Origin of the sequence: Bradyrhizobium yuanmingense, from assembly GCF_029167105.1 — a bacterium.
GTDB lineage: Bacteria > Pseudomonadota > Alphaproteobacteria > Rhizobiales > Xanthobacteraceae > Bradyrhizobium > Bradyrhizobium yuanmingense_A.
Genome location: NZ_JARFML010000023.1, coordinates 13,983 through 33,483, shown reverse-complemented (window position 1 = coordinate 33,483; position 19,501 = coordinate 13,983). Strand labels below are relative to the sequence as shown.

Annotated in this window: 19 protein-coding genes; 11 read left to right on the top strand and 8 right to left on the bottom strand. The window is 65.6% G+C overall.

The genetic code is table 11. The annotated features are described in order from the left end of the window. Window positions 1-3: 3 nt before the first annotated feature. Complete coding sequence (locus P0R31_RS26620) at window positions 4-1,185, bottom strand: lipid-transfer protein (RefSeq protein WP_275517318.1); 1,182 nt, start codon at window positions 1,183-1,185, stop codon at window positions 4-6. Window positions 1,186-1,273: 88 nt separating this feature from the next. Here P0R31_RS26620 and P0R31_RS26615 point away from each other — a divergent pair, with 88 nt between their 5' ends. Both P0R31_RS26615 and P0R31_RS26610 read left to right on the top strand, forming a co-directional pair. After that, window positions 1,274-2,011: a TetR/AcrR family transcriptional regulator gene (locus tag P0R31_RS26615; protein WP_275517317.1), complete on the top strand. Its 738-nt coding sequence runs from the start codon at window positions 1,274-1,276 to the stop codon at window positions 2,009-2,011. Beyond that, entirely contained in the window at window positions 2,008-3,564 is a 1,557-nt protein-coding gene (locus P0R31_RS26610) for an acyl-CoA synthetase (protein WP_275517315.1), read from the top strand. Before P0R31_RS26615 ends, P0R31_RS26610 begins: the two co-directional genes overlap by 4 nt. A 217-nt stretch (window positions 3,565-3,781) precedes the next feature. On the opposite strand, the gene P0R31_RS26605 is transcribed toward P0R31_RS26610, so the two are convergent. Next, on the bottom strand, window positions 3,782-4,723 hold the full coding sequence (locus tag P0R31_RS26605) for an SDR family NAD(P)-dependent oxidoreductase (protein WP_275517313.1): 942 nt from the start codon (window positions 4,721-4,723) through the stop codon (window positions 3,782-3,784). Between the two features lie 72 nt (window positions 4,724-4,795). On the opposite strand from P0R31_RS26605, the gene P0R31_RS26600 reads away from it, so the two are divergent. Together P0R31_RS26600 and P0R31_RS26595 are read left to right on the top strand one after the other, a co-directional pair. Continuing rightward, complete coding sequence (locus P0R31_RS26600; RefSeq protein WP_275517311.1) at window positions 4,796-5,452, top strand: TetR/AcrR family transcriptional regulator; 657 nt, start codon at window positions 4,796-4,798, stop codon at window positions 5,450-5,452. Window positions 5,453-5,578: 126 nt separating this feature from the next. Beyond that, on the top strand, window positions 5,579-6,256 hold the full coding sequence (locus P0R31_RS26595; RefSeq protein ID WP_275517309.1) for an alpha/beta hydrolase family protein: 678 nt from the start codon (window positions 5,579-5,581) through the stop codon (window positions 6,254-6,256). 3 nt (window positions 6,257-6,259) lie between these two features. On the opposite strand, the gene P0R31_RS26590 is transcribed toward P0R31_RS26595, so the two are convergent. Further along, window positions 6,260-7,234 (bottom strand): ketopantoate reductase family protein, encoded by a 975-nt coding sequence (locus tag P0R31_RS26590; RefSeq protein ID WP_275517308.1) that lies wholly within the window; start codon window positions 7,232-7,234, stop codon window positions 6,260-6,262. Between the two features lie 151 nt (window positions 7,235-7,385). Between P0R31_RS26590 and P0R31_RS26585 the strand changes: the two genes are divergently transcribed. Continuing rightward, a complete protein-coding gene (locus P0R31_RS26585; protein WP_275517307.1) occupies window positions 7,386-8,183 on the top strand; it encodes an enoyl-CoA hydratase-related protein in 798 nt (265 codons plus the stop codon). A 283-nt stretch (window positions 8,184-8,466) separates the two neighbouring features. Here the strand turns inward: P0R31_RS26585 and P0R31_RS26580 are convergent, their stop codons facing one another. Next, window positions 8,467-8,739, bottom strand: coding sequence for a hypothetical protein (locus tag P0R31_RS26580; RefSeq protein ID WP_275517306.1), 273 nt, complete (start codon window positions 8,737-8,739; stop codon window positions 8,467-8,469). A 133-nt stretch (window positions 8,740-8,872) separates the two neighbouring features. Further along, complete coding sequence (locus tag P0R31_RS26575; RefSeq protein WP_275517305.1) at window positions 8,873-9,757, bottom strand: LysR family transcriptional regulator; 885 nt, start codon at window positions 9,755-9,757, stop codon at window positions 8,873-8,875. A gap of 111 nt (window positions 9,758-9,868) precedes the next feature. Between P0R31_RS26575 and P0R31_RS26570 the strand changes: the two genes are divergently transcribed. The 4 genes from P0R31_RS26570 to P0R31_RS26555 all read left to right on the top strand — a co-directional run bounded on the left by P0R31_RS26570 (window position 9,869) and on the right by P0R31_RS26555 (window position 13,992). Continuing rightward, window positions 9,869-11,236 (top strand): FAD-dependent oxidoreductase, encoded by a 1,368-nt coding sequence (locus tag P0R31_RS26570; protein WP_275517304.1) that lies wholly within the window; start codon window positions 9,869-9,871, stop codon window positions 11,234-11,236. 30 nt (window positions 11,237-11,266) lie between these two features. After that, a complete protein-coding gene (locus P0R31_RS26565; RefSeq protein WP_275517303.1) occupies window positions 11,267-12,271 on the top strand; it encodes an ABC transporter substrate-binding protein in 1,005 nt (334 codons plus the stop codon). A gap of 130 nt (window positions 12,272-12,401) precedes the next feature. After that, window positions 12,402-13,175 carry an ABC transporter ATP-binding protein gene (locus P0R31_RS26560; protein ID WP_275517302.1) on the top strand — a complete coding sequence of 258 codons (774 nt, stop codon included), beginning with the start codon at window positions 12,402-12,404 and terminating at the stop codon, window positions 13,173-13,175. After that, window positions 13,168-13,992, top strand: coding sequence for an ABC transporter permease (locus P0R31_RS26555; protein WP_275517301.1), 825 nt, complete (start codon window positions 13,168-13,170; stop codon window positions 13,990-13,992). The genes P0R31_RS26560 and P0R31_RS26555 overlap by 8 nt, the downstream gene beginning before the upstream one ends. Window positions 13,993-14,133: 141 nt before the next feature. Here the strand turns inward: P0R31_RS26555 and gtdA are convergent, their stop codons facing one another. Further along, complete coding sequence (gtdA, locus tag P0R31_RS26550; RefSeq protein ID WP_275517300.1) at window positions 14,134-15,174, bottom strand: gentisate 1,2-dioxygenase; 1,041 nt, start codon at window positions 15,172-15,174, stop codon at window positions 14,134-14,136. A gap of 204 nt (window positions 15,175-15,378) precedes the next feature. Between gtdA and maiA the strand changes: the two genes are divergently transcribed. Together maiA and P0R31_RS26540 are read left to right on the top strand one after the other, a co-directional pair. Beyond that, entirely contained in the window at window positions 15,379-16,011 is a 633-nt protein-coding gene (maiA, locus tag P0R31_RS26545) for a maleylacetoacetate isomerase (protein ID WP_275517298.1), read from the top strand. After that, the gene (locus P0R31_RS26540) at window positions 16,001-16,513 is read left to right on the top strand and encodes a MarR family winged helix-turn-helix transcriptional regulator (RefSeq protein WP_275517295.1); all 513 of its coding nucleotides are present in this window, start codon (window positions 16,001-16,003) and stop codon (window positions 16,511-16,513) included. The genes maiA and P0R31_RS26540 overlap by 11 nt, the downstream gene beginning before the upstream one ends. A 204-nt stretch (window positions 16,514-16,717) precedes the next feature. Here the strand turns inward: P0R31_RS26540 and P0R31_RS26535 are convergent, their stop codons facing one another. Next, on the bottom strand, window positions 16,718-18,331 hold the full coding sequence (locus P0R31_RS26535) for a benzoate-CoA ligase family protein (protein WP_275517293.1): 1,614 nt from the start codon (window positions 18,329-18,331) through the stop codon (window positions 16,718-16,720). Next, complete coding sequence (locus tag P0R31_RS26530) at window positions 18,321-19,493, bottom strand: FAD-dependent monooxygenase (protein ID WP_275517292.1); 1,173 nt, start codon at window positions 19,491-19,493, stop codon at window positions 18,321-18,323. Before P0R31_RS26530 ends, P0R31_RS26535 begins: the two co-directional genes overlap by 11 nt. Window positions 19,494-19,501 lie beyond the last annotated feature (8 nt).

Below are 19,501 nucleotides of genomic sequence, written 5' to 3'. Positions count from 1 at the left end.
ATATCAGTGCCGCTTGTAGAGCGTGACGACGCAGGCGCCGCCGAGGCCCAGATTGTGCTGGAGCGCGACCTTCGCACCCTCGACCTGCGTGGAGCCTGCGGTGCCGCGCAGCTGCCGCGTCAGCTCGTAGCACTGCGCAAGCCCGGTGGCGCCGAGCGGATGTCCTTTGGACAGCAATCCGCCGGACGGATTGGTCACGATCCGGCCGCCATAAGTGTTGTCGCCGTCATTGATGAACTTGCCGGCTTCGCCTTCGCCGCAGAGGCCGAGTGCCTCGTAGGTGATGAGCTCGTTATGGGCAAAGCAGTCGTGCAGCTCGACCACGTCGAGATCGCCGGGGCCGATGCCGGCGCTCTCATAAACCCGGCTGGCCGCCTCTTTTGCCATGTCGTAGCCGACCAGCTGCATCATGTCGCCGGCCTTGAAGGTCGAGGGTGTATCGGTGGTCATGGCCTGCGCCGCGATGCGCACCTCCTTGCCGATGCCATGCTTGTCCGCAAACCGCTCGGAGACCAGCACGGCGGCGGCGCCGCCGCAGGTCGGCGGGCACGCCATCAGGCGCGTCATCACGCCCGGCCAGATCACTTGGTCGTTCATCACGTCGTCCGCCGTGACTTCCTTGCGGAAAAGCGCGAGCGGATTGTTCTTCGCATGTCGGCTCGCCTTGGCGCGCACCTTGGCGAAGGCGTCGAGCGGCGTGCCGTATTTCTTCATGTGGCTGAGCCCGGCGCCGCCGAAATAGCGCAGCGCGAGCGGAATGCCGGGGGCGTCGATCAGCTGGTCCGCGGCGGCGTCGAAGTCCTCGAACGCGCTCGGGCGATCGGTGTAGACGCTGCCGAGCGCGCCGGGCTTCATCTGCTCGAAGCCGACCGCCAGCACGCAATCCAGCGCCCCGCTTGCGATCATTTGCCGCGCCATGAACAGCGCGGTCGAGCCGGTCGAGCAATTGTTGTTGACGTTGACGATGGGGATGCCGGTCATCCCGACCGGGTACAGCGCGCGCTGCCCGCAGGTGGAATCGCCATAGACGTATCCGACATAGGCCTGCTCGATCTTCTCGTAGCCAAGGCCGGCATCGGCGAGCGCAAGCTTGACCGCTTCCGTTCCCATCTCGTGATAGGGCGCGCTGGCGCCAGGCTTGGCGAACGGGATCATGCCGACCCCGGCGACGACGACGTCAGACATCGCATCCTCCCAATAAATTACCCATTGGACTTTTTATTACCCATAGGTAACATATCGTCCGATCTCCACCAGAGTCAACCGACCGACCATGGATTCAGCGCCGCCCGCTCCGCCGTCATCGCCTTCGCCCTGGCTGCCGTTCGAGAGCCGCCGCCGCGCCCGCGACGAGAAACGCGAGGCGGTGCTGCGCGCCGCCGTGCAACTGTTCCTGGAGCAGGGCTATCATCGCGTGACGCTGAACGAGGTTGCCGAGCGGCTGAACATCACCAAGCCCGCGCTGTACAATTACTTCCGGGGCAAGGACGAGATCCTGTTCGAATGCTGGTCGATGGGCGCCGAACTCGTCGACAGCGTGATCACGGAGATCAACGCCGGTGGTGGCTCTGGAGTCGCCAAGCTGCGCAAGTTGGTGCATGCCTATGCCGAACTGATGGCGACCGATTTCGGCGCCAGCCTCGTGCGTTTCGATCTGCGCGACCTGACCGAGCGGAACGCCGGTGTCGCGCGCGCCGCCAAGAGGCGGATCGACGCCACCTTCCGGCGATACATTACTGCAGGCATTGCCGACGGTTCGATCAGGCCTTGCGATCCCAAGCTTGCAGCCTTCGCGATCGCGGGTTCGCTCAATTGGATCGGCCATTGGTATCGGCGGGAGGGCAAGCTGTCGCCGACCGCGATCGCCGATGAGTTCACGGTGCGGCTGACGGACGGCTTGGCGGCCGAGGTTCGGCTGCAGGCGACAAAGAAGACGCCGAGGGCGCCGCAAGGGCGCAACTCAGGACGCAAGACCACAGGGAAGACACGCACGGGGGGAGGGACGGGATGAACATCACGCACGGACTGCGCAGGGCGCTGCAGATCAATCCGAATGGGTTGGCGACCGTTTATGGCCAGCGGCGGCGCAGCTGGGGCGAGCTCGGCGAGCGCGTTACACGGCTGGCCGGCGGCCTGCGCACGCGCGGCGTCGGGGACGGCGACCGTGTTGCGGTGCTGTCCTTCAACTCGGACCGCTATCTCGAGCTCTATCTGGCGACCGGCTGGGCGGGCGGCGTGATCGTGCCGCTCAACATTCGCTGGAGCGTGCTGGAGAACGAGGATGCGCTGCGCGACTGCCGCGCGTCCGTTCTGCTGGTCGACAAGGCCTTTGCGCAGGTCGGTGCGCAGCTGGCCGGCGCCATTCCGGGGCTGACGCTGATCTATGCCGACGATGGCGAAGCGCCGGCCGGGATGGAGAGCTATGAGGATTTGGTTGCGGGCAGCGCTCGGGTGCCCGACGCCATGCGCAAGAGCGAGGATCTCGCCGGCATCTTCTACACCGGCGGCACCACCGGCCGTTCCAAAGGCGTGATGCTCAGTCACCAGAATCTGATGGCCAATGCGCTCAACGCGCTCGGCGAAGGCCTGTTTCCGGCAAGTGCGATCTATCTGCATGCGGCTCCGATGTTTCACCTTGCCAACGGGGCGGCGATGTATTCGCTGCTGCTCTCCGGCGGCTCGAACGTGATCGTTCAGGGCTTCACGCCCGAGGGCGTGATGGCGGCGATGCAGAACGAGCGCGTCACAGACGTGCTGCTGGTGCCCACAATGATCCAGATGTTCGTCGATCACCCCGCGATCGGCAAATACGACCTGTCGACCCTGAAGAACATCATCTACGGGGCCTCGCCGATCAGCGAGGCGGTGCTCGACCGTGCCGCGCGCGCACTGCCGCATGTGCGTTTCACGCAGGCCTATGGCATGACCGAATTGTCGCCGATCGCGACGCTGCTGCACCCCGACGAGCATGTCGGGGAGGGGCGCAGGAAGGGGCGTCATCGCGGTGCCGGCCGTGCCACGCTCGGCTGCGAGGTGCGGATCGTCGACGAGAACGACCAGCCGCTGCCGGCGGGCGCCGTCGGCGAGATCGTGGTGCGCGGCGACACCGTGATGATGGGCTATTGGGAGCGGCCGGAGGAGACTGCGCGCGCCGTCGTCGACGGCTGGATGCACACGGGCGATGGCGGCTACATGGACGAGGACGGTTTCATCTATGTCGTCGACCGCGTGAAAGACATGATCATCTCCGGGGGCGAGAATGTGTACTCGGTCGAGGTCGAGAACGCGCTGGCCCAGCATCCCTCGGTGCTGCAATGCGCCGTGATCGGAATTCCCAATGAGCAATGGGGAGAGCAGGTCCATGCCGTCGTGGTCAAACGCAGCGGCGTAGAGGTTTCGACCGGCGAGCTGATCGAGTTCACGAAGACGTTGATTGCCGGCTATAAATGTCCGCGCAGCATCGAGATCACCGAGACGCCGCTGCCGTTGTCCGGTGCCGGCAAGGTGCTGAAGCGCGAGCTGCGCAGGCCGTTCTGGGAGGGGCGGGAGCGGCGGGTCAGCTGACGGCTCCCGCGCGTCACGGCATGCGCGCCGAGGACGCGCGAAGATTGATGTTTCCAGATCGCGGTCGCGCGGGTATCTCTTGCGGGACTCATCGGAAACATCCAGTCCTGGTCCAGAGGCACGAGCTGCGGTGCTGAAGCAATCCGGCCGTGCCGGGTGCCGCGGCCGGTAAGCCCACCGGGATCGCCATGAATTGTGTTTTCAGGCTGCGTCCGATCTAGCCATGAGCCGTCTTGCCGCCGTCGATCACGAACTGGCCGCCGGTCGTGTAGGGATGATCGTCGGAGGCCAGCACCAGCGCAAAAGCCGCGATCTCCTCGGGCGTTGCCACGCGCTGCAAGCCCGGGACGTTCGATTTGGCCCATTGCGCGATGCCGACGTGCCAGGCTGCATCGGGCAGGCCCTCCATGCCGGCGAGCCGGCGGATCATCGGGGTGTCCGTGGTGCCGGGAACCAACGTGTTGATGCGGATGCCATGCTTTGCGTAGTCGAGTGCCGCGGCCTGCACCAGACCGACCAGTCCGCGCTTTGCCGCCGAATAGGCCGAGCGCTTGGCCGACGTCGCAATGGCGTTGGACGAGGAGGTGACGACGATCGATCCGCCCTTCTCCAGCATGTGCGGGATTTGATATTTCATCGACAGGAACACGCCGCGCAGATCCGTGCCGATCACGTCGTCGAATTCAACCGCGCTGAATTCATGCAGCGGCTTCTCGATGGAGATGCCGGCATTGTTGAAGGCGACGTCGAGCTGTCCGTAGCGCGCGATGGTTGCGTCGACCAGCGCCTTCACCTCGGGTTCGTTGCGCAGGTCGGCGCGAATGAAGACGGCCTCGCCGCCGGACTCGCGCACCTCGGTCTCCACCTGCTTGCCGCGGTCGGCGTTGCGCCCGCAAAAGGCGACGCGGCCGCCCTCGGCGGCGAACATCAGTGTTGCGGCCCGCCCGATTCCAGAGGTGCCGCCCGTGACGATCACGACCTTGCCGGCGAACCTCTGCTTGCCGCTCGGCTTCTGTTGCGGTAGCGCCGCGCCCTGGCCGAGCGCCACGCCGCCGGCGAGGCCGCCGACGGCACCTGCGAGCATGCCGAGCGCCGCGCCCCCGACCAGATGACGCCGCTTTACGGGACTGCTCGCGGTGATATTCTGCATTTCGGTCATTTCGAACTCCGGTCCGCTCAATCTGAACAGTGTTAAGATAGATATGCTGCAATCTGAACAGTGTCAAGTTACATGAAGAAACGGGCCCCCGCCGCCAAGCGCAGCACTGCTCCGACCCGGCCAAAGCCGGAGGTCGGATATCATCATGGCGAATTGCAGGAGGCGCTGATCGCCGCGAGCGAAGCCATTCTCGCCGAGCAGGGCGCGGAAGCCTTCACGCTGCGCGAAGCCGCACGCCGCGCCGGCGTTTCGCCGGCCGCGCCATCGCATCATTTCGGCAACGCCCAGGGCCTTCTCACCGAAGTGGCGATCCGCGGCTACGACGCGCTTGCCGGCGCCTTGCGCGAGGCGGCCTCCGGCAAGCAGGGCACCCGCGACAAGCTCCGCGCCCAGGGGCTTGCCTATGTCGATTATGCGTTGAGGCATCCCGGCCGCTTCCAGATGATGTTTGCCAACAAGCGGCTGGTTGCCGACGATGCGCGCCTGAAGCAGGCGAGCAGGGCCGCCGGCCATGCGTTCGAGGTCGTCGTCGCCGAGCTGACCGGAGGCACCGCGAAGGACGCGAAGACGGCGGCTGCGGCAGCCTGGTCCACCGTTCACGGCTTTGCCAAGCTTGCGCTCGAGGAGAAATTCGGCTCTGTGAACAATGAGGCCGGACGCCGCGAGATCATGATGACGCTCGATCAGGTCCTGAACTATCTCTGGCCCGCGAGCGGCACGCGCCGCTAGAGCATGATCCGGAAAAATGCGAAGCGGTTTCCCGGAAAGATCATGCGCAAACAACAACCTAAAGCGCGATGACGATTCATCCAGGTCTCATCGCGCTTTGGATGCACAGCGAGGCTTGCACAGGTCATGACGGGCAAGACGACAGAGCTCAAGCTCGACATTGAGCGCATCGGCACGGTCTCGGCGATCCTGACGCAGCCGACCCACGCGCGCGCCTGCTACGTCCTGGCGCACGGCGCAGGCGCAGACATGCGGCATTCCTTCATGGAGAAGGTTGCAGCCGGCCTTGCCCGGCGCGGCATTGCGACGTTCCGCTTCAATTTTCCTTACATGGAAGCGAAGAAGGGACGTCCTGATCCGCCCGCAATCGCACACGCGAGCGTGCGCGCAGCGGTCGCGGAGGCGGCGCGGCTCTGCCCGGGGCTGAAGCTCGTCGCCGGCGGAAAATCGTTCGGCGGCCGCATGACCTCGCAGGCGCAGTCGAAGTCGCCGCTCCCCGATGTCAAAGGGCTGGCCTTCCTCGGCTTTCCCCTCCATGCTGCCAAGAAGCCGTCGAGCGAGCGCGCCGAGCATCTCGCTGCAGTCGCGATTCCCCTGTTGTTCCTGCAAGGCACGCGCGACGAGCTTGCCGACCTCGCTCATCTCGAGCCCGTCATCGAGCGGCTCGGGCGTAAGGCGACGCTGCATGAGGTCGCAGGCGGCGACCATTCCTTTGCGGTGCTCAAGAAGTCCGGCCGAACCAATGACGAGGCGCTCACCGAGGTGCTGGACGCGCTCGCGGCCTGGATCGATGCACTCGCCTGAGGCTCACGCGGAATAAAGCCCCTTGTCGCGCGCCTTCTGAATCGCGAGCGCGGCGATCAGATCGAGCGTCGGTGTCGACAGGCCGGCGGTGCGTGCGAAGGCCTGGGGCGCCTTCACCAGCACGTCGATCTCCATGGCGCGGCCGAGCTCGTAATCCTGCAGCAGCGACGGCTTGTGGTTGGGGGCGGGGCCGCTGCGGCTGGCACGCTTGACCTCGGGAATGAAGTGTTGGGCGATCTCGTTGGCCTCGTTCAGCATGCGCGGAATCACCTCCGTGAAGGCGGGGTCGTCGCGCACGCCGCGCGCGGTCTGGCCGGTGAGCAGGCATAGCACCGACAGCGACATGTTGGTCAGCAGCTTTGACCAGATCGCCTCGCGGATCTCGGGGACCGGCGGCGATTCCAGCCGCGCATCGTTGAAGACGCCGCGCAGTTTCGTGATCCGCTCGCAATTGCGGTCGTCGCATTCGCCGATCAGGAGGCGGTTGCGGTCCGGCGTCAGGTTCTGCACCACGCCGGGCGCGATCACCTCGTTGGAGGAGAAGATCACGCCGCCCACGATCCGCTCCTTCGGGATGCAGGCGCGCAGGCGGCCGCCGGGATCGAGGAATGAAATGTCCGGCGGCGTCGGGTGCCGCGGCGGCAGGCCGATGCCGTACCACCAGGGAATTCCGTTCTGCGCAAACACGATCGCAGTGTCGTCCTGGAGGAGCGGCTTGATGCTGGAAACCAGCCCCTGAAGCGCGGTCGCCTTCAAGGTCGAGATCACGACGTCCTGCGGGCCGAGCTGGGCCGGATCGCCCGACGCGTTCACCTTGGCGCCGACCTCGGAATCGCCGACGCGCAGCTTGAGGCCATTGGCACGGGCCGCCTCCAGATGCGCCCCCCGCATCACGCAACTGACCTCATGGCCGGCGCGCGCCAGCCGTACCGCAATGTGGCTGCCGACGGCGCCTGCGCCGAAAATGCAGATGCGCATATTGATATCCCGTGTCCATCCCATGGTGTCGCCCGCGGTCAGCATGACACAAGCCGCCATGCGATGGACGCGGCCGCCCTACGCCGGAAAGATATGGATCAGGGCGCGCGCCCTCGGTCATAGTGCGCGGCAAACAACCGGAGGATCGCCGATGAGTACCAGCCCCGTCCTGTGGAGCCTCGATGAACGCGGGGTTGCGACCGTCACGTTGAACCGGCCGGAGGTCAACAACGCCTATGACGGCGCGCTGATCGCAGGCGTGCTCGCGGCCATGGACGACCTCGGCAGGAAGCCCAATTTGCGCGTCGTCGTGCTCACGGGCAACGGCAAGCACTTCCAGGCCGGTGCCGACCTCAAATGGATCAACAGCGTGCGGCCGCAATCGCGCGAGGCGAACGAGGCGGCCTCGCGGGCGACGTTCGAAGCCGTGCAGCGGCTCAACACGTTGCCGATTCCGACCGTCGCGCTGGTGCAGGGCGGCTGTTTCGGGGGCGGTACCGGCGTCATCGCGGCCTGCGATGTGGTGATTGCCGCCGACAACGCCCTGTTCTCGATCACCGAGGTGCGCTGGGGCCTGACCGCCGCGATCATCATCCCGCAGCTCTGCGATGCCATTAGTGTACGGCAAGTCCGCCGTTACGCGCTGACCGGCGAGCGCTTCGGCGCCGAAGACGCCCGCCGCATCGGCCTCGTCCACGAGGTGGTGCCGCTCGCCGATCTCGAGGCCGCGGGCGCCAAGGTGGTCGAGCAGCTGCTCGCCAACGGACCGGAGGCGATGGCCGAAACCAAGCGGCTTGCGTTGGAGAGCTCGTTCGGCGGCATGGCGGTGGACGATGCCGCCTATACGCGGCTCGTGCAATTGCACTCCCTCAAGCGCCAGAGCGCGGAAGCCGCGGAGGGACTGGCGTCCTTCGCCGAGAAGCGGGCGGCGAATTGGGGCAGTGGCTGACGCTTACTTTGGCCCGTGCCTCTTCAGGAGGGTGGACCACCCTTCAGTCTCTGCCATTTCCGCCGTCTCAAAAATTCCTTCTGGAGGCAGTTGCTGCCAACCCTCGGCAATAACTTCGCCTCCGTATTCCGATCTGTACGAGTATTCTTCCGCGAACGCGAAATGCCCGTCTTCGCGTCGTAGTATTGCGACACGCCGTTGTTGTGGCTCCCCGAGAGACGGTCTCGATTGCTTCCAGCACCTTCACCAACTTCATTTTGCGATCTCCGCAATGTCGGTCCGCTCAGCAGCCGCGGCAGATGTTGTTGATGCTGCGATAGACGGCATCGTCATCCTGGCGCAATTGGCGCAGCGTTTCGAGCGTCGTGCCGCCGTCAGGCGACGCAGCGGGCTTACGCTTCGCCGCAAGTTCTTCCTCCTGCCGCTTGTAGCAGGCCTCGCGATCGGACTTGGCTTGGATGAAGCGGCAGTTTTGCTCCAAGGCTGCGGTTGGAGCGGCGGAGATCGTGAGAGCGATCAGGGCGGGCAGGGTGGATTTCAAGAGCATCGAATTCATGCGGCACTTCTGTCAGGTCCGTCGTTCCCGGGCAACCATCTTGTGGCTGGCATGTAGCCGGACGGAGAGAAGCGTAATCCGGCGCCAGCGTCCCGCATTCCGCGGCGCTCCATGCGGGCTACGGTACCGCGCTTCACAGCGATGGCGCGAGTGACGCTCTCAGCAGGTTCAGCAACGCCTGCACCGCAGCCGCGTTGCGGCGCCGCTCGGGGATTGCGGCCTTCACCCACAATTCCGGAATCGGAAAGTCGCGCAGCACCGGCTTCAGCCTGCCGTCACGCAAGGCATCCGCCACAAGATAATGCGAGATCAGCGCGATGCCGTTGCCGGCGATCGCGCTGCGCGCCAGCACGTGTCCTTCGTTGGAAGACAGCAAGGGGCTGACCTGGATGCTGATGCGGCCGCGCGGCCCGTCAAAGATCCACTCCGGGCCGGTGGGCATGAAGCTGAGGCAGCGATGCTCGACGAGGTCGCGCGGATGTTTTGGCGTGCCGTGCTTCTTCAGGTACGCCGGCGAGGCGCAGAGCAGCCGCCTCAGCGGGCAGAGCGGCTCGTCGATGACGCCGCCGAAAGAATGCGGGAAGGCGCCGATGGCGATGTCAAAACCTTCGGTGACGGGATCGACGGGACGGTCGATCAGCACGATCTCGAGCTTCAGCCGCGGGTTCTGGGTCTGGAAGGCGCTGAAGGCGTCGGCAAGGCGCGCCACGGTCAGCGAGGTCGGCGCCTTGATGCGGAGGTGATCGACGAGATCGTGGCCCTTCTCGCCCATGCGCGAGAGCAGGTCGGCGGCGTCAGTCACCACGCCGCGCGCGCGATGCACATAGCGCTGGCCGGCTTCGGTGAGACGCAATTGTCGCGTCGAGCGGTGAAACAGCGGCGTGCCGATCCGAGCCTCCAGCTGGGTGACACGCTTGGCGACCACCGACGTCGAGACGTTGAGCTTTCGCCCGGCGGCGGAGAAGCCGGCCGCATCGGCCGTGGCAAGGAAGGCCTGAAGGTTCACAAGGATGTCCATTTTGACCTTTCTCGATCCGCGAAAGCTGATCGCGTATTTTGGTGGATTGTAGCCCGCTGCGCGTTAATTCATAGTGGCCCGCAAGCAAGGAATTTTGGGAAGGAACGCGCCATGCGGGCCAAGACGATCGAAGAGCCGGCACGCCAAGTGCCGCTCTATGGCGAATATGAGGTCGTCGTGCTCGGCGGCGGGCCGGCCGGCATCGTGGCGGCAGCCGCCGCGGCGCGCGCGGGGCGGAAGACGCTGCTGATCGAACGTTACGGCTTTCTCGGGGGCATGGGCACCGCGGCCGGCGTCACCAATTTCTGCGGCCTGCACGGCAACGTCCACGGCGAGCACCGGCGGCTGGTGCAGGGTCTGGCCTCGGAGCTGCTGGCGCGGATCGATCATCTGAACGGCCTCAACGCGCCGCATCTGATCCTCGGCAAGGTGTTTGCCCAGGCCTATGACACCGCGGCCTACAAGATCGCGGCCGACGAGCTGCTCGCCAGCCACAAGGTGAATATGCTCTTCCACGCGCTCGGCGCCGGCGTCGTCATGGCCGATGAGCGCCGCGTCGACGCGATGCTGGTCGAAACCAAGGCCGGCCGGCAGGCGGTGCGCGCGGAAATCTTCATCGACTGCTCCGGCGACGGCGATCTCGCCGTGTGGGCCGGCGCGCCGTTCGAGATCGGCGACGAGCATGGCCATCCGCTCTACCCCTCGATGATGCTGCGTCTCAACGGCATCGATCCCGCCAAGGCCGGCGAGGCCTGGCGCACCATTCCGCAATTGATGGAAGAGGCCATCGCGGCCGGCACCCACGCATTCCCGCGCAGAAGCGCGATCGTGCGGCCGCAAAAGTCCGGCATCGAATGGCGGGTGAACTTCACCCAGGTCGCGCGCGAGGACGGTCATGCCATCAACGGCGTCGAGCCCGACGATCTCACCCGCGGCGAGATCGAGGGGCGCAGGCAGGCGCTCGCCGCATTCGAATTCCTGCGTAGCGCGGTGCCGGGGTTCGAGAAGTCCTACATCGTCGACCTGCCGCCGCAGCTCGGCATCCGCGAGACCCGCCGCATCAAGGGCGGCTACCAGCTCTGCGGTGAGGACGTGCTCGGCTGTGCCTCGTTTGCGGATTCCATCGGCGTCAACGGCTGGCCGATCGAGGCCCATGTGCCCGGCGATGTCGTCTTCACCTTCCCGCCGATCCCGGAATCGCGCGGCTATAATGAGCTGCCTTACCGGATGCTGGTGCCTGAAAGTGTCGACAATCTCCTGGTCGCCGGCCGCTGTGCCTCGATGACCCACGAGGGCCAGTCGGCCGCGCGGGTCTCCGGGGCCTGCTTCGCGATGGGTGAGGCCGCCGGTTCCGCGGCCGCGCTGGCGCTGTCCGGAAACCGGATTCCACGCGAAATCCCCATTGAAAAATTGCAGGAAACGTTGAAACAACAGGGCGCCTTCATCGGACGGGACCAGGCGGTGCCCGAAGGCCTGTAACGCACTGCAAGACAAAGCGGAGGAAACGGGATGATCGGGATTGCGCGGCTCGCGGTAGCGGGCCTGATGGCGATCATGGCTATAGGCACGGCACGGGCCGAGGATGCGCTGAAAGCCAGGATCGGCGTGCTCCGCCTGTCGTCGTCGGCGCCGGTCTTCATCGCGCAGGACAAGGGCTATTTCCGTGAGGCCGGCCTGGAGGTCGAGCTGAAGTTCTTCGACGCAGCGCAGCCGATTGCGGTCGCCACCACCTCGGGCGACGTCGATTTCGGCGTCACCGCCTTCACCGCCGGGCTCTACAATCTCGGCGGCAAGGGCACGCTGAAGGTGATCGGCGGCATGAGCCGCGAGAAGCCGGGCTATCCCCTGATCGGCTATTTCGCCAGCAACAATGCCTATGCGAGCGGCCTGAAGACGCCGAAGGACCTTGCGGGCAAGCGCGTGGCGATGACGCAGGTCGGATCGAGCTTCCATTATTCGCTCGGCCTGCTCGCCGACAAATACGGCTTCAAGCTCGCAGACGTGAAGATCGTGCCGCTGCAATCGCTGTCGAATGCCGCCGCCGCGCTCAAGGGCGAGACCGTCGATGCAGCCTTGCTCCCCATCTCGACTGCGCGAAAGCTGATGGACGAGGGCGGCGCAAAATTCCTGGGCTGGGTCGGTGACGAGACGCCGTGGCAGTTGGGGGCGGTATTCGCATCGCCGAAGACGCTGGCCAACAGGGCGCTGGTGACGAAATTCCTCGGCGTGCTCGCGAAAGCCGACCGCGAATATCACGACGTCATCCTTGCCGCGATGAAGGACGGTGTCGCCCCGATCAACGACAAGACCAAGCCGCTGCTGGAGATCATCGCAAAGTACACCAACCTGCCGGTCGAGCAGGTGGTCGGCAACTGCGCCTATATCGATCCCGACGGCAAGCTCGACGTGAAGAACGTCGACAACCAGATCAAATGGCTGCAGGAGCAAGGCTTCGTCGACAAGGGCTTTGATGCAGAAGCGATCATCGCCAAGGAATTCGTGAAGGCGGACTGACCTTTTGTCATTCCGGGGCTCGCGAAGCGAGAACTATGGTGCGCACTTGCGCACCTGAGAATCTCGAGGTTCCGGGTCTGGTCCTTTCGGACCATCCCGGAACGACGGAGAACGGGATAAACGAGACAGCATGGACCTGATCGCCAGCCACATCACCCATCGCTTCGGCGATCTCGCCGTGCTCGACGACGTCTCGTTCACCGTCGGCGCCGGCGAGGTGGTGGCGATCGTCGGGCCGTCCGGCTGCGGCAAGAGCACACTGCTGTCGATCCTCGGTGGGCTGCTGCAGCCGACCTCCGGCGCGCCGGAGCTGCGCGGGGCGCCGCCGGCGGACAGTCTCAATCCGCTGACCTTCGTGTTCCAGGACTTTGCGCTGCTGCCCTGGGCGACGGTGGAGGAGAACGTTGAATTCCCGCTGCTGCACACAAAGCTCTCGGCCGCGCAGCGCCGCGCGCTGGTCGAGGATGCGCTGCGCCGCACCGGCCTCACCGATTTTCGCCAGACCTATCCAAAGCAGCTCTCCGGCGGCATGCGCCAGCGCGTCGGCATCTCGCGCGCGCTCGCGGTGAGGCCCGCGATCCTCTTGATGGACGAGCCGCTGTCGGCGCTGGATTCGCAGACCCGCGAGCTGCTGCTGGAGGATTTCATCCGCCTGCTCGCCGATGGCGGCATGGGCGCGGTCTACGTGACCCACAATCTCGAAGAGGCCGCGCGGCTCGCCGACCGCATCGTGGTGCTGTCGCGCCGGCCCGGCCGCATCCGCGAGGTCGTGCCCGTGCCGATGACGCGCGCGGAACGCGGCAAAGCGGCGGCCCGCGAAAAACTGCTGGCGCTGCAGAACCAGATCTGGTCGCTGATCCGCAACGAGGCGATCGATGCCGAGCGCGAGGTCCAGCATGCTTGACCGCGCGGCGACGGGCACGGCGGCCAAGGACGAGCCGACGCGGCGCGTCCACTTTCGTGGCGCGGGCTTCGTGCCTGCTTCGAGCCGGTATGGCGGCTGGATCGCGCTCGGCTTCGTCATCGCGATCTGGCAGGCCGCCGGCAGCGCCGGCCTCGTCAACGCGCTGTTTCTGCCGACCCCTTCCGCAATTGTGCGTGCGATCTATCAGCTCGCGGTCTCCGGCGCACTCTGGCAGCATGTTTCAGCCTCGCTGCTGCGGATCGGCGTCGGCTGGCTGTTGGGAACGGCGGCCGGCATCGCCGTCGGCTTCGCCATCGGCCTGTCGCGGCTCGCGCGCAGCGTCGGCATCACCTTCATCTCGGCGCTGTTTCCGATCCCGAAGATCGCGCTGCTGCCGCTGCTCATTCTCTGGCTCGGCATCGGCGAAGAGCCGAAGATCGCGACCATTGCGCTCGGGGTGTTCTTCTCGACCGCGATCTCGGTCTATAGCGGCGTCGATGCCGTGCCGCGCAACCTGATCCGCATGGCGCAGAGCTTCAACGTTCCGTTCGCCACCATCGTGCGCAAGGTGATCTGGCCGGGCGCGCTGCCGGCGATCCTTGCCGGCTTCCGCATCACCGCCTCCGTCGCGCTGCTGCTGGTTGTCAGCGCCGAAATGATCGGCGCGCAATACGGCATCGGCGCCTTCGTGCTGCAGGCGGGCAACCTGATGCAGACCGATCAGCTGCTCGCGGGCGTCGTGATCCTGTCGGTGTTCGGCCTCGTCGTGGGGAAGGTGATCGGCTGGCTGGAGATGCGGCTGTTGCACTGGCGGTAGCCACGAAAGATGACGCAGGCGAGCGCCACAAATCAGGTCGTCATGCCCGGGCTTGACCCGGGCATCCACGTCTTTCCTCGGGCGTAACGGCGCGTGGATGGCCGGGTCAAGCCCGGCCATAACGGAGGATAGAGCGTCGCCTCACGCGTTCCCGCGATCTTCCCTGAACAGATCCAGCTTCTGCTGCACCGGCCGGTCCGAGAAGCTGAACAGCACGGCATCCTCGTCCGCCTCGTGTGTCACCCAATGCCAGCTCGGCACCACGAACAGATCGCGCGGGCCCCATTCGAACATTGTATCGCCGATGCGGCTGCGGCCCTTGCCCTCGATCGGGCAGAACACGGTGGCATCGGTCGAACGATAGCGCGCGGTGTTGAAACCCTTGGGCAGCAGCTGGATGAAGGTGCCGATGGTCGGCATGGCGAAATCGCCGGTCTCGGGGTTGCTGAACTTCAGCTTGAGCCCGTGGCAGGCGTCCCAATCCTGGCTCGTCCTGGCCTTCTCCAGCGCCTCGCGGGTGTAGGCATAGGGATAGCTGAAGATCGGCGAGGTCTTCGAGCTCCGCTTCACATCGACGGGCAGGAGGTTGTGGCCGTAGCGGGCAAAGCTGTCGCCGGCGGGTTTCGTGATCTTCTGCTGGTCCTCTTTCGCGCCTTCGGCAAAGGAGCAGTCGAAGAATTGCACCAGGGGAATATCGAGGCCGTCGAGCCAGAACATCGGCTGATCGGTCTCGTTGGAATGATCGTGCCAGGTCATCGACGGCGTGATGATGAAGTCCCCCGGCTCCATCGCGGTGCGCTCGCCGTCCACCGCGGTGTGGGCACCCCTGCCTTCGAGCACGAAGCGCAGCGCCGACTGGCTGTGCCGGTGCGCGGGCGCGACGTCGCCGGGCACCACCATCTGCACGCCGGCATAGAGCGAGGTCGTGATCTTGGATTGCCCGCGCAGCCCGGGGTTCTCCAGCACCAGCACGCGCCGCTCGGCCTCCTTGGCCGTGATCAGCTTGCCGGCTTCAACCATGTAGTCGCGGATGACGTCGAACTTCCAGAGGTGCGGCCGGCAGGCGCTCTTCGGCTCCGGCGTGATCAGGTCGCTCATCACCGTCCACAGCGCGGTGAGGTTCTCGCCGTCGATCTTCCGGTAGAACGCCTCGCGTTCCGGCGTCTTGGTCACGGCTTCCATGGTTGCTGCTCCCGATCGTTTTGTTAATTGACAGTATACTTACAATCTATGTAGCGTCAACTTGACGAACGACACACAAGGTCGTGTCATTCCGGGGCGCGCCGCAAGGCGCGAGCCCGGAATCCACACTTTCGATCGTAGTTATGGATTCCGGGCTCGACGCTGGCGCGTCGCCCCGGAATGACAAAAGCAGGAAGGCTCTCCATGAAGCTGCACGGCTATTTCCGCTCCAGCGCCGCCTACCGCGTGCGGATCGCGCTGAACCTCAAGGGGCTCGGCGCCGAGCATCTGCCGCATCATTTGCGCAAGGGCGAGCAATGCGCCCCCAGCTATCTCGCCATCAACCCGCAGGGCCTTGTGCCGGCGCTGGAGGACGATGCGGGCGGAGTGCTGACGCAATCGGTTGCAATCATCGAATGGCTCGACGAGACCCATCCCAATCCGCCGCTGCTGCCGAAGGATCCGCTGCGCCGCGCCAAGGTGCGGGCGTTTGCGCTGGCGATCGCCTGCGACACCCATCCGGTGCAGAACCTGAAGGTACTGGCGCGGCTGCGCGAGCTTGGCCTGGCCGAGGAGAAGGTCCAGGACTGGGCCGCCTGGGTCAATCGCGAGGGCCTGTCGGCCTGCGAGACGCTGATCAAGGCCGAGAAGGGCCCATTCTGCTTCGGCGATGCGCCGACGTTGGCCGATCTCTGCCTCGTGCCGCAGCTCGGCAATGCGCGCCGCTTCGGCGTCGACGTCTCCGCCTATCCACGCCTGCTCCAGGCCGAGGCCGCCGCCAAGGCGCTGCCGGCGTTTGCCGATGCCGCGCCGGAGAAGCAGCCCGATGCCGAGTAAGCCGCTCCCTCCGATCACGATCGACGCAGTCTATGCCGCGCCGGGCTATCTGTTCCGGCGCATGCAGCAGATCGCGGTCTCGATTTTCATGGAGGAGTGCAAGGCGTTCGACCTTACTCCAGTGCAATATGCCGCGCTGGTCGCGATCCACACTCATCCCGGCATCGACGCGACGCGGCTGTCGGCGGTGATCGCCTTCGACCGCTCGACGCTCGGCAGCGTGATCGAACGTCTCGAGGCCAAGGCCTATATCGAGCGCAAGCCGGCACCCGAGGACAAGCGGATCAAGCTGCTCTATCTGACCAAGTCGGGCGCTGCGATCCTGCGCGAGATCATCCCCGCCGTCGAGCGCGCCCAGGCCCGGATGCTGGAGCCGCTCAAGCCCGCCGACCGCAAGGCGCTGATGGGCCTGCTGGCGCAGCTGGTCGATCTCAACAACGAAGCCTCACGCGTGCCCCTGCGCGCGGAGGATGCGCTGGAGCATCTGGGCAAGGGTGGGTGAGGGGACAATGTTGGTGCCCCATACACCGTCGTCCCGAGGCGCGCGAAGCGCGAGCCCGGGACCCATAACCCCAGGGAGCAGTTTGGCGAAGATTTCGAGTTGCCAGCTCGCCCCATAACCAAATCCTGTGGCTATGGGTCCCCGCCCCCGTGCGCAATTGCGCACCAGGCGGGGACGACACCCGAGAGTCTGGCCGCAGCGGCGCTACATCCGCAGCAACGCCTGCCGATCGATCTTCCCCGTGCCGGTCTTCGGCAGCTCGTCGATGAAGATCACCTCGCGCGGATATTTGTACGGCAGCAGCCGGCCCTTCACGTAGTCCTGCAGCCTGCGCGTCGCCTCGCGCTGGTCGACCGTACGGTTGTTCATCACCACCACCGCCTTAAGCGTCATGCGACGGTCCGGCAGCTCGGCAGCGAACACCGCGCATTCGCGGATGTCGGGGTGATCGGCGAGACACAGCTCGACCTCGAGCGGATAGACCCACTGTCCCGAGATCTTGATGAGATCGTCGGCGCGGCCGCGGAAGAAGTGGAAGCCGTCGGCATCCCGCACGAAGCGATCGCCGGTGTAGATCCAGCCGCCCTCGCGGATGGTCTCGGCGGACTTGTCCGGCCGGTTCCAGTACAGCGGCGTGTTGGAATCGCCGCGGACCCACAGAATCCCTTCCTCGTTGTCGCCGACGTCGCGGCCGTCCTTGTCGAGCAGCGCGATCTCGTAGCCGGGAACGCGCAGGCCCGCAGCGCCGAGCTTCTTCTGTTCGGGCCGGTTGGAGAGATAGATGTGCAGCACTTCGGTCGAGCCGAGGCCTTCGACGATTTCGAGCCCCGTGAGCGTCTCCCAGCCGTTGAAGACCTCGGCCGAGAGCACCTCGGCGGCGGAGAGCGCCATGCGCAGCGACGAGAAATCCGTCTTGTCCGCGCCTTCCGCCTTGGTCAGCGCGGTGTACAGCGTCGGCAGGCCGAAGAAGACCGTCGGCTTGTACTGCTCGATCGCCGCGAAGATCGACGCAGGCTTCGGCTGGCCCGGCAGCAGCAATGTTGCGGCGCCGGCCGAGAACGGGAAGGTGACGGAATTGCCGAAGCCGTAGGCGAAGAAGATCTTCGGCACCGAGAAGCAGATGTCGTCAGGCGTCAGCTTCAGCACGTTCCGCGCAAAGGCGGCATCGCTGTAGGCCATGTCGTGCTGCAGGTGAACGATGCCCTTGGGCCGTCCGGTCGAGCCGGAGGAGTACATCCAGAACGCCATTTCGTCGCGCCGCGTCGGCGCTTCCGCATGCTCAGCAGGGAATTGCGCCAGCCAGTTCTCCGCCGCGAGCGCCTGCGGCGCCCCGTGCTCGCCGGCCACGCCATTGGCGACGATCAGCGTATGCAGCTTCGTCTCCTTGCAGGCCTCGGCATTGAAGCGCACCGCGAATTCTGCATCCGCCACTGCGACGGTCGCGCCGGAATCAGCGAGGTAGAATTGCAAGAGGTCCGGCGGCGTCAGCGTGTTGATCAGCAGCGGCACGAAGCCGGCGCGCACGGCGCCGAAGAAGGCGGCGGGGTAGGCCGGCGTGTCGTCGAGAAACAACAGCACGCGATCGCCGCGCGCAAGGCCAAGCGAGGCGAAACCGTTGCTCCAGCGGCAGGCCTCCGCGCAGAGCTCGGCATAAGTGCGCGTGCCTGCCGGCCCCAGGAGCGCGAGCTTGTCGCCGCGGCCCTTGCCGAGATTGTCGAACAGCACGCGGCCGGCATTGTAGATGTCGGGAACGGCAAAGCCGATCTCGCGCGCGCCCGCGCTGTCCGCCGGCACCTGGTCACGGATGTCATGGCTCATGCCGCATCTCCGCCGCGTTGTCTTCGGCGCCGTCTTCGCTGTTCCTGGCCGCCTCGTAGCGGGCCATGAAGGCCGGCGACATCGCACGCAGCCGGGAATCGTCGATGCGGCCGGAGCGGGTGATGTAGCTGTAGGCGAAGTCCATCAGGGGAAGCTTCATGTGCTCGGCGAAATGTTCGTACCAGAACGCGCTGGTGCGCGCCGCGTTGACGAGCTTCTGCACGATGGGCTTGCGCGCGGCCTGATAGCGATGCAGCGCGGTCGCAAGATGCGCATCCGACTCCAGCGCCTTGACGAGAGCGATGGCGTCCTCGATCGCGAGCCGCGTGCCCGAGCCGATCGAGAAGTGTGCCGAATGCAGGGCGTCGCCGAGCAGCACCATGTTCTTGAACGACCAGTGCTCGTTCCAGATCCAGGGAAAATTGCGCCAGACCGATTTGTTGGAGACGAGGCAATGGCCGCCGAGCGTGTCGGCGAACACCTCCTCGCAGACGCCCTTGGACTGCTCGACGTCCTTGTAGGCGAACCCATAGGCCTGCCAGGTGGCGTAATCGCATTCGACCAGGAAGGTGCTCATGGTTGGCGAATAGCGGTAGTGATGGGCGTTGAAGGCGCCGCGCTCGGTCTTCACGAAAGTCTGCGACAGCGTGTCGAAGCGTTTCGAGGTGCCGTACCAGACGAACTTGTTGGATGAGTAGGACAGCGAGGTGCCGAAATCGCCCTCATAGGCGCGGCGCACCAGCGAGTTCAGCCCGTCGGCGGCGACGATCAGATCGTGGCCGTTGAGCTGGTCGATCCCCTGGATCTGCGTGTCGAAGCGCGGCGTGACGCCGACATCGAAGGCGCGCTGCTGCAGGAATCTGAGCAGCTCCAGCCGGCCGATCGATGAGAAGCCGACGCCGTCGATGGCGACGCTGTCGCCATGCAGGTGCAGCGTGATGTTCTCCCAGCTCTCCATGTGCGGGGCGATCGCATCGACCGTCTCGGGGTCGTCGGCGCGCAGGAACTCCAGCGCCTGGTCGGAGAACACGACGCCAAAGCCCCAGGTCGCGTCGGCCGGGTTCTGTTCGAACAGGTCGACCTGATCCTCGGGGTGACGCTTCTTCCAGAGATAGGCGAAGTAGAGCCCACCGGGCCCCCCGCCAATCACGGCGATCCGCAACGTCTGCC